Source organism: Syntrophaceae bacterium (assembly GCA_013177825.1).
GTDB lineage: Bacteria > Desulfobacterota > Syntrophia > Syntrophales > PHBD01 > PHBD01.
The window spans coordinates 339,462-354,279 of record JABLXX010000002.1; the positions used below are offsets into that span (position 1 = coordinate 339,462).

General features: G+C 53.8%; 11 protein-coding genes and 1 tRNA gene. 4 read left to right on the plus strand and 8 right to left on the minus strand.

Translation table 11 applies throughout. The features are described 5' to 3' along the window. Positions 1-424 precede the first annotated feature (424 nt). Positions 425-1,171: a TerC family protein gene (locus HPY65_06315; protein ID NPU84086.1), complete on the plus strand. Its 747-nt coding sequence runs from the start codon at positions 425-427 to the stop codon at positions 1,169-1,171. Between the two features lie 283 nt (positions 1,172-1,454). Here the strand turns inward: HPY65_06315 and HPY65_06320 are convergent, their stop codons facing one another. The 3 genes from HPY65_06320 to HPY65_06330 all read right to left on the minus strand — a co-directional run bounded on the left by HPY65_06320 (position 1,455) and on the right by HPY65_06330 (position 3,537). Beyond that, positions 1,455-2,468, minus strand: coding sequence for a GGDEF domain-containing protein (locus tag HPY65_06320; protein ID NPU84087.1), 1,014 nt, complete (start codon positions 2,466-2,468; stop codon positions 1,455-1,457). A gap of 550 nt (positions 2,469-3,018) precedes the next feature. Next, a complete protein-coding gene (locus tag HPY65_06325; GenBank protein NPU84088.1) occupies positions 3,019-3,342 on the minus strand; it encodes a hypothetical protein in 324 nt (107 codons plus the stop codon). 12 nt (positions 3,343-3,354) lie between these two features. Further along, the gene (locus tag HPY65_06330) at positions 3,355-3,537 is read right to left on the minus strand and encodes a hypothetical protein (GenBank protein NPU84089.1); all 183 of its coding nucleotides are present in this window, start codon (positions 3,535-3,537) and stop codon (positions 3,355-3,357) included. 1,007 nt (positions 3,538-4,544) lie between these two features. Between HPY65_06330 and HPY65_06335 the strand changes: the two genes are divergently transcribed. Beyond that, positions 4,545-5,090 (plus strand): PEP-CTERM sorting domain-containing protein, encoded by a 546-nt coding sequence (locus HPY65_06335; GenBank protein ID NPU84090.1) that lies wholly within the window; start codon positions 4,545-4,547, stop codon positions 5,088-5,090. A 772-nt stretch (positions 5,091-5,862) separates the two neighbouring features. On the opposite strand, the gene HPY65_06340 is transcribed toward HPY65_06335, so the two are convergent. The 4 genes from HPY65_06340 to HPY65_06355 all read right to left on the minus strand — a co-directional run bounded on the left by HPY65_06340 (position 5,863) and on the right by HPY65_06355 (position 9,866). After that, a complete protein-coding gene (locus HPY65_06340; protein ID NPU84091.1) occupies positions 5,863-6,738 on the minus strand; it encodes an SGNH/GDSL hydrolase family protein in 876 nt (291 codons plus the stop codon). A gap of 787 nt (positions 6,739-7,525) precedes the next feature. After that, positions 7,526-7,623: transfer RNA gene (locus HPY65_06345), tRNA-Sec, on the minus strand. A gap of 35 nt (positions 7,624-7,658) precedes the next feature. After that, positions 7,659-8,900 carry a molybdopterin molybdotransferase MoeA gene (locus tag HPY65_06350; GenBank protein NPU84092.1) on the minus strand — a complete coding sequence of 414 codons (1,242 nt, stop codon included), beginning with the start codon at positions 8,898-8,900 and terminating at the stop codon, positions 7,659-7,661. A gap of 81 nt (positions 8,901-8,981) precedes the next feature. Beyond that, positions 8,982-9,866: an MBL fold metallo-hydrolase gene (locus HPY65_06355; protein ID NPU84093.1), complete on the minus strand. Its 885-nt coding sequence runs from the start codon at positions 9,864-9,866 to the stop codon at positions 8,982-8,984. 161 nt (positions 9,867-10,027) lie between these two features. On the opposite strand from HPY65_06355, the gene HPY65_06360 reads away from it, so the two are divergent. Continuing rightward, entirely contained in the window at positions 10,028-10,675 is a 648-nt protein-coding gene (locus HPY65_06360) for an adenylate kinase (protein NPU84094.1), read from the plus strand. 56 nt (positions 10,676-10,731) lie between these two features. After that, the gene (locus HPY65_06365) at positions 10,732-12,711 is read left to right on the plus strand and encodes an ATP-dependent helicase (GenBank protein NPU84095.1); all 1,980 of its coding nucleotides are present in this window, start codon (positions 10,732-10,734) and stop codon (positions 12,709-12,711) included. 197 nt (positions 12,712-12,908) lie between these two features. Here the strand turns inward: HPY65_06365 and HPY65_06370 are convergent, their stop codons facing one another. Further along, positions 12,909-14,798 carry a histone-lysine N-methyltransferase gene (locus HPY65_06370; GenBank protein ID NPU84096.1) on the minus strand — a complete coding sequence of 630 codons (1,890 nt, stop codon included), beginning with the start codon at positions 14,796-14,798 and terminating at the stop codon, positions 12,909-12,911. Between the last annotated feature and the right edge of the window lie 20 nt (positions 14,799-14,818).

Sequence of the window (14,818 nt, forward strand, 5' to 3'; positions counted from 1 at the left end):
GCCAGATTGAGATCCGCGCACCATTGAGCCGTTGAGCGGATCCGGTTGCCATGTTCCGATGCGAGGGCCAGTTTCAGTTTTGCATGTGCAGGATCGATGCGAACGACATGGATTCTCCGATCTCCGCTATCGGGCAACGGGCGTATGGGAAAGGCCGCGTATTCAACGCCTTTTGCCGGCATTTTCCATTGCCCGACGGGCCGGCCCGTCGCCGGCAGAGGAAACGAGGCAAGCAGCCCAAGCAAAACGATGGCTGCCCGTATGAGACATCTGTTCATGGAATCACTCGCGCCGGTTCTTTTCTCCGTTCCCGTCCGCTGCGATCTTTCCCCGATACCCGGAGGTTCAGGAGCGGGCGAAAATCACTTGTCTCCAATGTCCTTGGCAGCCTATGATTCGCAAAAAATGACACGGGAGACAAGACATGTTTGCCTGGATGACCGGAATCGAGGGGTGGATCGCCCTCGGCACTCTGACGGCCCTGGAGATTGTCCTGGGCATCGACAACATCATTTTCATCTCCATCCTTGTCGGGCGCCTGCCCGAGAAAAAACGCGACCTGGCCAGGAATACGGGGCTTTTCCTGGCTATGCTGACGCGCCTGGCCCTTCTGTTTTCGATCGTCTGGGTCGCCGGTTTGACGGAGCCCTGGTTTTCCGTGTTCGGCATCGAGATTTCGGGACGCGACGTGATCCTGATCGGCGGCGGCCTGTTCCTGATGGCGAAGGCAACCCATGAAATCCACAACAGCCTGGAGGGTGTTCAGGAATCCGCTCCCACACACGCAAAAGCGGGCATGGCCGCTGTTCTGGCTCAGATTGCCGTCCTGGATATCGTCTTCTCCCTGGATTCGGTCATCACCGCCGTCGGTCTGGCCCAGCATATTTCGATCATGGCCATCGCCATCATCGTTGCAGTCGGGGTGATGCTGTTTGCCGCCAAACCGATCAGTACGTTCGTGGATGCCCACCCGACCATCAAGATGCTGGCGCTGTCGTTTCTGATCCTCGTCGGGGTCACCTTGATCGTGGAAGGCTTCGACGTTCACGTCCCGAAGGGATACATCTACTTTGCCATGGCGTTTTCCGTGGCCGTGGAAATGCTCAACCTGCGCCTTCGCAAAAAGCAGGGCCGAAAACCGGTCAAGCTGTACAAGCCGAGTCTGAACTGACGGCCCTTCGGCCCGACCCTCATGGATGTGACGAACGGTATCGAAAGAAACACCGGCACGATCAGCCGCATCGCCCGTAAGTCAAGTTTTTATATATGTGGAATGGAAGTGAAACAAGCCAGTCGGAACCGACTGAAAGTGATAGTTCCGGAAAGGGATTGGCGGTGGATGCGAAGAACCGGCTTGCAGTGAAGATGGCCTCTGCCATGACTTGGCCGAATTTGAACACGCTGATCCTCATGGCGGCCCGGGGACTCTTTCCCTAAATTGTTTCCATGGTTTCCTATTTATAACTAACTCTGTTTTTCCCATTCTTTTTTGCAAGATACATAAGCTGGTCGGCACGCTGAATGAATGATTTCATGTCCTCATCAATTTTATATTGCGCCACGCCGATGCTTGCGGTCATGCATATATCCTTGTGCGAATTTGGAGAAAACCTCTCTTTATTGAATTCCATCCGGATTCTCTCCGCCATGATTGCCCCGTCTTTCGCGGTGGTCATGGGCAGAAGGACGGTAAATTCCTCGCCCCCGTAACGAAAGGCTGAGTCCGTCTGGCGCAGGCATCGTTTCATGACCTGCCCGAATCTTGATAGCACCGCGTCTCCGTTGACGTGGCCGTATGTGTCGTTGAACGCCTTGAAGTTGTCCAGATCGAGGAGAAGGAGGGTCAGCGGCTCGCAGTACCGGTTTACACGATCGATTTCCGACTGCAGCTGCTGATAGAAATGTCTTGCATTATAAAGCTGGGTGAGTTCATCGACAAGACTCAGTTCACGGTATCGCTCCTCACTCGCTTTCAGTCGCTCTTCCGCCTGTTTCCGCTCGTTAATATCCGTCACCAGATATAATGTCGCCGGTTTTCCATTCCATGACAGCCCGGTTGTTGCAGAGAGAACGATCCAGGTCGGCCTGCCGTCTGTGCCGATGAACCGGAACTCATACAAATCAGGCGCCGTCTCTCCATAGACTCGCTTCCAGTAGTTGCCTACAACATAATCGCGGTCTTCCGGCCAGACATGATTCACGAAGGGAAACCCTTCCAGAACCTCCACGGAAGCCCCCAGTATGGCAGCCATTTTTTGGCTGACAAATACGAAACAACCTTCCTGCAGAACAAAAATCCCTTCATTTGCCTTGTCAAGAAATCTGCGATATTTTTTAAAGAAAGACGTCGCCGAGTCTCCATTCTTCCTGCTTTCTGAAGATGTATGATTCGTTACTTCGGATAATTGAAGACGAAGTTCATTAATTTCTTCTATCAGCTCTTCTCTGGTTTTATTTGAATATTCCATGACATACCAATAAAAAAAGCGAACGATATCAATCAGCTATTTGACAAGAATGATGCCTCGGATAACCCTTGAATCAGTGAGCAAAAACCCTCTCGCAAGTAAATATGTCCATCCACCAGCCATTCACAGAAATGCTTTTAACCCGTTTATGTCCATAGGACTGAATCAACGTCCTTGGACAAAACAAGAATTGATTACATACGGGTATGTTGTATTTGGGAGTGTCCACGGCCGATTGGACAGGGATGCTTGAATGATTTCTCGGAAAAAGTCAAGCGATTATGCGTTAAGATTTGTAAAAAAAGTAACACGAGAAAGTGCGCTTCCATTCTTAGCTGCGTTCAAAACCATCCTCCATCTTATAAAACAGTTGTTTTGTCTTGATGTTCCGTTACGCCTCAATATACAGAAAGGTTCTGCAAGGATTTAAACGCTTTCAGCAACGTCCATATATTTGGAACAGCAGCCAACCCGGTCGCTGATACAAGCCGACAGGCGGAGGATTTACCGGATAGCACTTGGCACCCATATTTTTTATACATTCAATTTATTATTCAAATATGATGCTGTGAACATCGGATTTCTTTACGGGGACTGTAATGATCTGGCCTTTGATCAGTCGGACCTTCATTTGCCCGTTCGCATCCGCTTTTCCCGCTTCAATTACCTCGACTAATTCATATCGGGCATCCGTCAGCCGGAGATTCCTTCTGCCTGTATAGCCCATATCGATTTTAGCGATTCCCTGCTGGCTGAGACCGCCCAGCACGGTCTGCCCGTTGATCATTTCGAAACTCACAACAGGAAGTTTCGTTCCTCCTCCGGTCATATAGCTCTGTCCGGAAACGTAAGTGATCCTTCTGATTTCTTTCAAGGGCAGTTTGAACTAAGAACCGGACTTATCCATACAGGTAATCTCGGAAGCGTTTTCGTAATTGACAAGAACCCACGTAATTTCCACACCGTCCTTTTCAATGGTTCGAACGTTGACTCCGGGTTCAAAACCGGCGGTAAAAACCGAAGCGGATAATATGAAAATAAATGCAATCGATAAAAATATTTTTCTCATTATACGAACCTCCTTTTATTTCTTAAATACATTGTCTCTGAAATGATTCTAACTTTGGAGGTATAGAGGAAGTATAAGAAATGGTTACTGCCTGTCTATGCGAAACCCTTTCAGCGGTTTACGTCCGTCAAGTCAATCCCGATTGACATACAGAATCGATTATTTGAAGGACGTCGATGCATTCCACATCCGAAGGACTTTCTCTGCGAAACAGCTCATTCAGCAGACGAAGACGAAGCGTCAGCATCTGATCCCGTGTCATTCAGAGTTCAAGAGGATCATTGCCAGCATGCCAATCAGGATGGACAGCCCTTTCTTTTTCGTGAATCTGCGCTGGAAACATGAAGGGAAGCACTCTTCGCATTTACCATGCGAGTTCTCTGGCTCTGCGCGTGTCGGAAAGTCGGGGTCGAGATCGACATGTATTCGGGCTTGAAGCACTCGTCGTGTTCGTCTTTCGTGAACGAAAAAGGGTATTCGCTCAACGAGGTACAAATGATAACGGATCATGCCAGGAGGGACAGTGTAAAACGGTGCACTAGTGTTCAGTTGGAAGCGAAGCGAAGACTTCTGGAATGATAAGTTGTCGATATCAAAGGAAAAATCGTAAAGAAGTAAACTCGAAAAAGTTTCTGTACTTGTCTTTTATCCTGATTGACAATCTTCTCAATATTTAATTAAAAAAAGAGAAATGAAGAGAATCTTGGTTTACATAAACCGGTTACGGCGCAACACATGTGTTAGGGCAATTAACTGTCGGGATTGTTTACACAACGACATCCTGTAATATTTCGATAAAGGGTTGTATTTGTTGTCATATACTCCTCCTCTACTTGTGTTGACAGTTACGAGCATCGTCGTTTTTATTTACACTGTTGATAAAATGAAAAATGCATCCTAATAATTATTAAAATAATATTCAAGGCTTCCAAGAGTGGAATATTTATTGCTTTCATCGCCGCGTCGTTGCTTGTCACTAAAAAAAAGATTGCTAGGAGGTAAGCGAGATGATTAAATCTATTCGTTCAATCATTTTGGTCGTATTTATTTCCCTTATGATTCTCTTTCCTTGTATTTCACATGCGGGTCCGCTTTACATAGGAGAATGGGGTGTTGGCAATTTTAATTATATTATTGAAACATCATCCGATCCTGTTTTTGAGTCTCCCGGCATGGACGGTTTCAGATTGTTAAACGATTACAATACCGAGATAACAGATTGGACAGGCTCGTTTGATTCCACAAACCAGGTTTCAGGTTCAGGTGCTGAAAGAGATGATCTTGCATGGTATATTTATTTTTCCGAAAGTTATGCCGATACACCATTCTCATTTGATATTCGTGTTTATCTTAACGATAATTTATTGGATTGGGCAACAATCAATTACAATGGTGGTGAATATGGAGCTTTTAATGATAGCAAACTATCAAATTGGGAAAATTATGAAATCATAACACATCCCCTTAATCAGGTTCCCGAACCCTTCACCATGCTGCTTCTTGGTTTTGGGTTAATGGGATTGGCAGGAGCAAGAAGGAAGTTTGAGAAATAAGAAATCTCTTTGGGTTTATTGTTGAAAGGCAGGGTTTAATAGCCCTGCCTATTTTATTTCTTTTGGCAATTATATAGGCATTTCTAAACTGAGATAACGTAAAAAACTTTCGCTTTTTTGAAATAGCACGACGGACAGGGGACATCTTATTCCGACGAAAATGGGACTTTGAAGGCGGACATTGACAAACCAGGGGGTCATTTTTCGGTGACCATTGACATGGCCGACACCCAATGGGGATCACGACGGTACCGGAACATGGATCTGCTCAGAGAACAGGACTTGGATGAAGCCATTGACCTTGTGGAGGCAATCTAAACTCCCTCGGGCACTGCCACTACAAAAGCGAAAGATTCTTGACACTACCTTTTCAATGCCGATTGACAAGGAGACTTCTAGAAGGGAAAATAATCAATATAAATAACAGCAATCGTAAAGACTGCCAGGAGACATAACTTCCCGCACTATTTGTTTTTCAACGTTGCCATTTAATACTATATTACACTGCTCATCGTTATCACTCATAATGAAAAGGCAGGGTCAAGTGGCCCTGCCTTTATCATTCTCTGAAACGGGGTATGGGTTAATCTGAAGTTTTTTCTAACGAGAGCGCCTACTGTCGTCGCCAGATCGCCTATCCAAGCCACTTCTACGTTCTGCTCCTGTATAATTTGGATCCCTGAATTCCCTGCGGTCTCGATTACTTCTTCTGGTCTTGTCAGAACGATCTTCCATAACCTAACCTCCTTGTTAAAAGCATTTATATTGTGTTTTAATTTTTGAACTTTCTCCTCGCTCCGACCAGCCCCATCAGTCCAAGACCAAGAAGCAGCATGGTAGCGGGTTCGGGGACGGCGGCCATGGCGTAATTCGCAAGCATGAGATGGGCTTCTGTTGTGGGGTGTACGCCATCCCAGAACAAATAGGTGCTTGTGTCTCCGGCTTCTCGGTAGAGCCATTCATCCGTGACATTATCAAATCCATATATTCCTGGGTTCGCTATCACGGCATTCAGCAAATCGAATGTGTTAAGAGTGTAGAAATGGTTTCCCGGATAAATACCTCTTAAATCGGCCACATTAGCAGCAAGAAACATGTTGAAATATTGGGACCAAAGTGTTGCTGCCGATTCATACGCGGTTCCTCTAAATTCAGGAGTTGTGCCCACATTCGGGAGGCCCATGACGAGGAAATTCTGGAAGCCTGCCGCGGCAAGATTCTGTAACGCAAGCTCAACGTTTTCGGCAGCAACATAAGGATCTCTGCCTTGGAACAGATCATTGGCACCTGCCCAGACGGTCACCAAGATATTGCTGGATATCATGCTGCCAAAATTGTCCAAATAATAGTCCACCTGCCAGTTCAAGCCGGTATACGCCAGTCCCGCAGCTGGATTGTCATATCCGGTTGTTGCACCTCCAAATGCCATATCAAAGAGTGGCACGTTCAGATAGGTGGGGCTGGCCAGATACTGAACCCAGACTGGTCCATTGGAAAAGTTCATGATACCGAAGCCGTCAGCATTCCCGTTATCAGAAAGGCTGTCTCCGAAAGTCAGAATGCTGCTGTATGCATGACCTAGAACGGCTGTTGAAAAAATCAGAGAGAGACATAAAAACCATACTAAAACGAACCGTTTCATTCTCATGTTTCACCTCCTTACATGGTTTATGTTTAAACAAAAAATGCATGGAATTATCGATATGAGGCATGGGGAAAAATAGGGCAATTGCTTGTTAAACGATCTAATTGCACTTCTAACGCATATCTGTAGCAGCTTGGAGAAATCATTTCTCCTGAGTAAATCCCCGGGTTTGCCGGGAGACTCCCAGGGTTTGACAATTCCGGGAATGTGCCGTTGATGTTGTGCCGTAGCTGATCAGGAAAAATGTCATCGTAACGATCCGATGATATGAGTGTTTTTACTTTACGATCGCGTTCAGGCCCCTTTGATGGGCCAGCAATCGCAATACCTCCGGCTCTGCCGGAGCATATTTATAAAGCAATATAACCCATCTTTTCCTAATCATTTTTCATGCCAGATCTTCAACTTACTGATATGATGATAAAACGCTAGATAGAGCGTGAAAGATTGCTATGTGAGATAGAACAATATTGTAAAGATTGCCGACAGACTTAATGGATTATGAGGGTCGTGAATCAGCGAAAAATTATATATTGCAATATATTGCGTTCAAAATACTTTCTGTAAAGTAATCCGACACTTCTATTAAATTGACGAATCTTTCAAATGGTTATGATGTCAGATCATTGCAGATTGATTATACCACTTTGGTAGATGAACTGGATAAGAGGCCCACGGACGCTTTTCAAATCCGGTGTGGGGCGTTGAGACCTTCAGTAGTGTAACGCAATGCAGGTTAAAGGCTGGTTAACGTTGAACCTTCGCGAATTTGCGGATTTTACGAAAAAAATGGCGGAAGTGCATGGGAATCGAACCCACCTGAGAGGTGTCTAGCCCCTCACTCCGGATTTGAAGTCCGGGAGGCCCACCAGTGACCTTGGCACTTCCGCGCGCTTGGCTTTATAGCAGAAACGCTCTTGCTTTCAAAGATATTCCGGCCGCTCCGTCGCCCACCAGCCGTCATCGATGACCTGCACCGTGACCTCGCTGCCTGCCTTGACCAGGGTGATGTCCTCCGGGATGACGATAAGGCCGTTCGCCTGGACCATCGACTTGAGGATTCCCGATCCCTGTTCACCGGTCGTCCGGACGACGACGCGGGCATCTTCCCGCTCCAGGCGGGCCCGCAGGAACGTCCGCACCCCTTTGCCTTTCCTGATGTCCTCCATTGTGACGGCTTGGACGGTCTTGCGGAAGAGGCGCCGGTGGCCCGCCATTTTCAGGAGGGACGGCCGGACGAACTGCTCGAAGGAGACCATGGACGAAACCGGATTGCCTGGGAGGCCGAAGAGGGGAACATGATCCATCTCGCCGAAGGCCAGCGGCTTTCCCGGCCTCATGGCGACCTGCCAGAACTCGATCCGGTTCCCCTCGCTCCGCAGGATGTCTTTCACCAGGTCATAGTCGCCCATGGAGACTCCGCCCGACGACAGGATCACATCGGCCCGTAGGGCCATGCGGAACTTGGCCGTGAGGTCTTCCCGGGTGTCCCGGGCGATGCCGATCATCAGCGGCACGGCACCGCAGGCCGCCACCTGGGCGGCCGAGGAGTAGCTGTTGCTGGAGATGATCTTCCAGGGCGTCACGGGCTCGTCGATCTCAGCCAACTCATCCCCCGTCGCCAGGATGGCCACGAGGGGCCGCTGATGGACGGAGACGAATGAGCGCCCTAAAGATGCCAGCATGCCGATCTCGGCGGGACGGATGACCTCACCCTGACGGATGACCGTCTCTCCCTCTCTGACGTCTTCGCCGGCCCGGCGGATGTCCTGGGCTTCCTGGACGGGTACCAGGATGCGGACGCTGTTTCCGTCTTTCTCCGTGTCCTCGACCCGAAGGACGGCGTCGGCGCCCGCGGGCAGGGGGGCCCCCGTCATGATCCGTGTCGCCTGTCCCGGACCGACCTTTTTCTTCGGCACGGCCCCCGCCGGGAGATCCTCGATCACCTTCAGGATTACCGGGCTTTTCGGGGAGGCGCCGAAGGTGTCCTTCCACCGCAGGGCGTAGCCGTCCATGGCGGAGTTGTCTTTCGGCGGGATGTTCCGGGGGGCCGCCACATCCTCTCCGAGGACCCGTCCCAGGGCGTCGAGAATGCCGACCCTCTCCAGGCCCAAGGGCGTTATGGCGTTCAGGATGCGGTTGAGTGCTTCATCGACAAATATCATAATGCTCGCGGTGGGATCACCTGGCGCCGTGGAAGGGGACGGCCGCGTAAAACATCAGGCCTCCTTCCTTGTACGCCGGCTTCAGTTCTGGATATAATGCTCGCCTTTGCGCCGGATGAGTCCCCGTTTCAGCAGGTACTCCAAATGCTTTCTGATCAGGGCTCCTTCCGCAAAATCGAAGAAGGCCTTGGGGGCCCGGGGTTTGCCGTAACAGATCCAGGCGCTCACAATCTCCTGTAAAGTTCGCCGATTCTTAAGCAAGGCCAGGATTTTCCGCTCCCGCTCGAAGATCACTTCTTCGTAACGACTCCACAGGGGGCCCGGCGAACTCGTAAAGACGCCGGTCTCGTGGCTGGTCAGCCACACGTCGGCGGGAATCTCCCGAAGCAGGCGGATGGACTCAAGGGTTTTCTCGATGCTGGAATAGCGGTCACCGTACCAGGGGCCGAAGGAGGTCAGGTCATAGTCTCCAAGAAAAAGAACCTTCGAGTTCCGGAAGAAAAAGGACAGATTGCCCGGTGTATGCCCCGGTGTGGGGATCACCTCCACCTGTTCCGATTCCAGGTTGATGACTTCTCCATCCTGAAAGAAGCGTGAGGGCTTGAGGGGGCGGTAATGGAAATGCTCCTCCATGAAACGCTGCCAGTATTCCCGTTCCTCGATGCCGTCGATACCGTACCAGTCGAGAAAAACGGAAATGCCCGCCATCGGAGGAGCGTCCCGTTCGGAGATCCAGATGGGCATACCGTCGAAGACGTCGATCTTTCCGAAGTGATCCTCGTGGAAGTGGCTGAGCCAGACCGCATTCACCTTGTCCCGGTCGCGGAGGTCCTGCAGAATCTTCCGGTTTGAGGAAGGGTCGATGATGATTCCCGCTTCCTCGACGAACAGGGAGTTGCAGTAAGGATACTTGCCACCGTTCTTGCCGGGAATGAACTGTACCGATCCGAATCGTTTCTGTTCCATAATGCGAATAATTATATAGAGGGTGTATCGGGTACTGTCAAGAACCGATGGACCGCTGATGCCATTTCACTTGACCGGCCGTCCATTCATCCGCTATAGGGGCACCTGTTTCCGGAATCGTCCGGACACCATGTTTTTACGAAATATCGGGAGGTTATGTTATGAGAATCATCCTTTTGGGAGCCCCCGGGGCCGGCAAGGGAACGGTGGCCAAACTGCTGACGGAGTTCGACGGCTCCGTGCAGATCTCCACGGGTGACATCCTGCGGGCTGCCGTGAAGGAAGGAACGCCCCTCGGGAAAGAGGCCAAGGCCTACATGGACCGGGGCGACCTGGTGCCGGACAGCCTCATCATGAAGCTCATGGAAGTCCGCCTGCAGGAGCCGGACTGCGCGAAGGGATTCATCCTCGACGGCTTCCCCCGCACGATCCCCCAGGCGGAGGCCTTGAAAACCCTGCTGGCCGGCCTGAAGATCCGCCTCGACTTCGTGGCGAACCTGGAGGTGCCGAGGGACGTGATCCTGGACCGCCTCACCACCCGGCGGACCTGCTCGAACCCCGACTGCCAGGAGATCTACAACGTCAAGAGCAATCCCCCCGGCCCGGACGGCGCTTGCAAGAAATGCGGCAGCCCTACGATCCAGAGGGCCGACGAAACAGAGGAGGCCATCTCCTTCCGCCTGGAGACTTACAACGCCAAGACGGCACCGCTGATCGGCTTCTACGGGAAGGAGGGGCTCCTGAAAACCTTCGTGTCCCTGAGCAGCAAGGACACCGTGGAGGCCGTCAAACAGGCCCTGCAGGCCTGATTTCGGGTTGTCGGGAGGGATAAGCGGAAGTCTTTCGTCCGTCCGGACGGCTCCGCTTGCGGGAGGCACCGGTGTCCAGGAAGATCGACTACGGGAAGGAACTCAATGACGAACAGCGGGGGGTCGTCCTCGAAGAGAGCGGCCCGCTGCTCGTCATTGCCGGTGCCGGGAGCGGCAAAACCCGGACCCTGACCTACCGGGTGGCCCGCCTCATCGAAACGGGCGTACCGCCCAACCGGATTCTCCTGGCCACCTTCACGAACAAGGCCGCCTGGTCCATGCTCTCCCGGGTCCGGTCCCTCCTCGGGCTGGAGCTGGAGCGCTTCTGGGGGGGCACGTTCCACTCCGTGGCGCACCGGATTCTCCGTCGCCATGCCGATCGCCTGGGTTACGAGCGGAGCTTCTCCATCCTGGACGCCGAAGACGCGGTTTCCCTCGTCAAGGCCTGCATCGCCGAGCTGGACCTGAAAAAAAGCTCGGAGAAGTTTCCCAAGGCGGAGGTCGTCCAGGGAATCCTGAGCTTCTCGGCCAACACCGACACCCCCGTCGGGGATGTCGTCTTCAGCCGCCATCCCTACTTCATCTCCCGGACCGACGACATCGTCGCGGTGGCCGGACGCTACCGCGAGCGGAAGCGGAAGCTCCAGGCCATGGACTTTGATGATCTTCTCCTCAATGTCCGGCAACTCCTGGTGGAGCACCCGGAGGCGCTCGGGGAGTACCGGGACCGTTTCCTCCACGTCCTTGTGGACGAGTACCAGGACACGAACGTTATCCAGGCGGAACTGGTGGACCTGCTGGCCTCGGGCCACCGGAACCTGATGGTGGTGGGCGACGATTCGCAGAGCATCTATTCCTTCCGGGGGGCCGACTTCCATAACATCCTCCGCTTCCCGGAGCGCTACCCGGACTGCCGGGTATACCGCCTGGAGACGAACTACCGCAGCACGCCGGAGATCCTGCACTTGGCGAACCTGAGCATCCGGAACAACGAGAACCAGTTCGAGAAGATCCTGCGGGCCGTCCGTACGGAAGGCGTAAAGCCCGTCCTGGCCACGGCGTCGTCGGTGCTCCAGCAGGCCCAGTTCGTCGTCCAGCGCATCCTCGAACTCGAGGGATCGACGCCGCTCAAGGACATCGCCGTCCTGTACCGGGCCCATTATCACTCCATGGAGCTGCAAATGGAGATGACCCGGCGGGGGATTCCCTTCGAGATCCGCTCGGGTATCCGGTTCTTCGAGCAGGCTCACATCAAGGATGTGACGGCATACCTGCGGATCCTGGCCAACCCGGGCGATGAACTGGCCTGGAAGCGCGTCCTGCCGTTGTACGGAGGCCTCGGGAAGGTCGCGGCGGAGAAGGTCTGGCGCTTCGTTTCGTCCCAGCCGGAGCCGCTGGCGGCGCTGGAGTCGGAGGCCTTCCTGAAGGGGGCCACCCGGACCGCCCTGCCGGGACTGAAGCGCTTCCGGGAGGTCATGCGGCGCCTCCGGGAGCAGGCCGGCGACGCTACGGTCGCAGACCTCATCGGCCTCATCCTGGAAGAGGGATACCGGGACCATCTTTACGAGCTGTACCCGGAGGCGAATTTCCGGGAAGAAGATCTGCAGCAGTTGGCGAACTTCTCGGGAGGGTTCGAGCGGCTGGAGGATTTCCTGAACGAGCTGGCGCTCCTGACGAACCTGGAGAAGGAAGACGTGAGCGCGAAGGCGGAGACGGACAAGATCACCCTCAGCACGATCCACCAGGCCAAGGGGCTCGAGTGGTCCACCGTCTTCCTGATCTGGTGCGCCGAGGGCATGCTCCCCCTGGCACGCGCCCTGGACGACGAGGGCGGGGTGGAGGAGGAGCGGCGCCTCTTCTACGTGGCCTCCACCCGGGCGAAAGACCAGCTCTATCTCTGTTATCCCGTATCGGACTACCGGCGGGGCATGGGCTCCATGATTGTCCAGCCCTCCCGCTTCATCCGGGAACTGGCTCCCCGGTATCAGGGGACCAGGGAGAGACCGTACGAGGAGTGGCTGGTGGACGAAGGGTAGCAGCGGGTCCGGAACATGCCCGGATGCCGTGTTGCGCTTCATCCGTCGTCATTCGACGCACGAAAGAGTACGCCTCATTCCTCCGGACTTGCACGCCTTGCCTGCGGGCATTGTGCGGACTCGCTTAAAAAAGACAAAAGGGGGACAGACTCACGCCTGTCCCCCTTCCTGTGCAAACTCAAATCGGTCTCGTTTTTTCAGAGCCAGCGGTCGCTCTTCATCTTCTCCTCGTACTCGGCCTTCAGGGCGATTTGCGTCGCCTCGGCCATGTCCTCGGCCCGCTTGACCCAATCCTCGAACTTGATGTCCAGCCCGAAAACGCCCACCATCTCGTCCTGTTCGTCGACGATGGGAGCCGAGACGGTGATGCACAGCGCACCGGTCATCTTGGAGATGTAGAAGTTCGTGACGTGGCACTTGCCCGTCTGGATGGGCCGGATGAACCAGTCCCGGTCGGACTGGTCCGTTCCGACGCCGTAGTGCTCGTACCGTGCACGGTCCGCCAGGCCGGTGATGTTCCGCGTCGTCTTCCGTCCGTTCATGTCCACCACGTAGGCGAACTGGATGGACGGATGCTCCTCCAGGACCTTCTCCATGACGGGTTCCTGGAGTTCCGGTTTCATGGTCTTCATGGCCGGGTGCTCGAGGGCTTTCTGCAGTACCGCCAGGGCTGCCTGGGCGGCGCGGTGCTTGATCTTGTCCAGTTCCGACATGAACAGTTCCGGCAGGTACTTGCGCACCAGCCGGTCCATCTCCTCGTGGGAAATGCTGGTCACCCGGCCGGCGTCGTACTGGTCGGCGATCCACTTGTGGATCTTGGAGACGCCGGGGTGGCGCTTGTCGACGGTGTTGTCTCCGTCGAGACTCAGGGCGGAATTGATCCAGAAGGCGATTCCTGATTTCCCGGAGACGTCCGAAACCATGGGCGTGATGGGCCGCTTGAGGAGTTTCGCCGTGTTGAAAATGTTGTAAATCTCCTCGCACTTGATCAGGCCGTCGGCGTGGATTCCCGCCCGGGTCACGTTGAAGTCGGCTCCCACGAAGGGGTAGTTGACAGGGATCTTGAATCCCACCTGCTTTTCAAAGTACTGGGCGATTTCGGTGATGACCGTCGTGTCGATGCCGTCCGTTCCCCCCGTCAGGGAGAGGTACTCGATGATGAGGGCCTCGACGGGCGGATTGCCTGTCCGCTCGCCCAGCCCGAGAAGCGTGCCGTTGGCGGCGCTGCAGCCGTAGAGCCAGGCCGTGGTGGCGTTGATCAGGGCCTTGTGAAAGTCGTTGTGGCCGTGCCATTCCAGGAGGTCCCCCGGCACGCCCGCGTCCTCGATGAAGGCCCTGACGAGCTTCTCGACGCTCCGGGGCAGAGAGGCGCCGGGATAGGTCACACCGTAGCCCATGGTGTCGCAGAGCCGGATCTTGACGTCGATGCCGCTCTCCTCGCGAAGCTTCATCAATTCGATGGCGAAGGGGATGCAGAATCCGTAGATGTCCGCCCGGGTGATGTCTTCGAAGTGGCACCGGGGTTTGATCCCCGCATCGAGAATGGCCTTCACGATGCCCAGGTATCCATCCATGGCCTGTCGCCTGGTTTTATTAAGCTTCAGGAAGATGTGGTAATCCGATACGGAGGTCAGGATTCCGGTTTCCTTCAGCCCGGCCTGTTTGACCAGGTGCACGTCGTCGATGGCCGCCCGGATCCATCCGGTCACCTCCGGGAAGGCGAATCCCAGGGCCTGGCATCGCTCCACCGCCTCCCGGTCCCGGTTGCTGTAAAGGAAGAACTCCGTCTGCCGGATGACCCCGCGGGGACCCCCGAGGCGGTGCATGAACGTGAAGAGATCGACGATCTGCTGGACCGTGTAGGGCGGCCGGGACTGCTGGCCGTCCCGGAAGGTCGTGTCGGTGATGAAGATGTCGTCCGCCGGGTTGATCGTCACGATCTTGTGATCGAAGTCGATCCGGCAGACCTCTTCGTAGGGAAAAACTTCCTTCTGGAGGTTGGGCTCGTCGATGTCCTTCAGCTCGTACTTCCAGAACTTCGAGTGCTCGTGATCCAGCACCTTCCTGTATTTATTCCATTTTGCCATGGTATGGGTCTCCCGTCGGA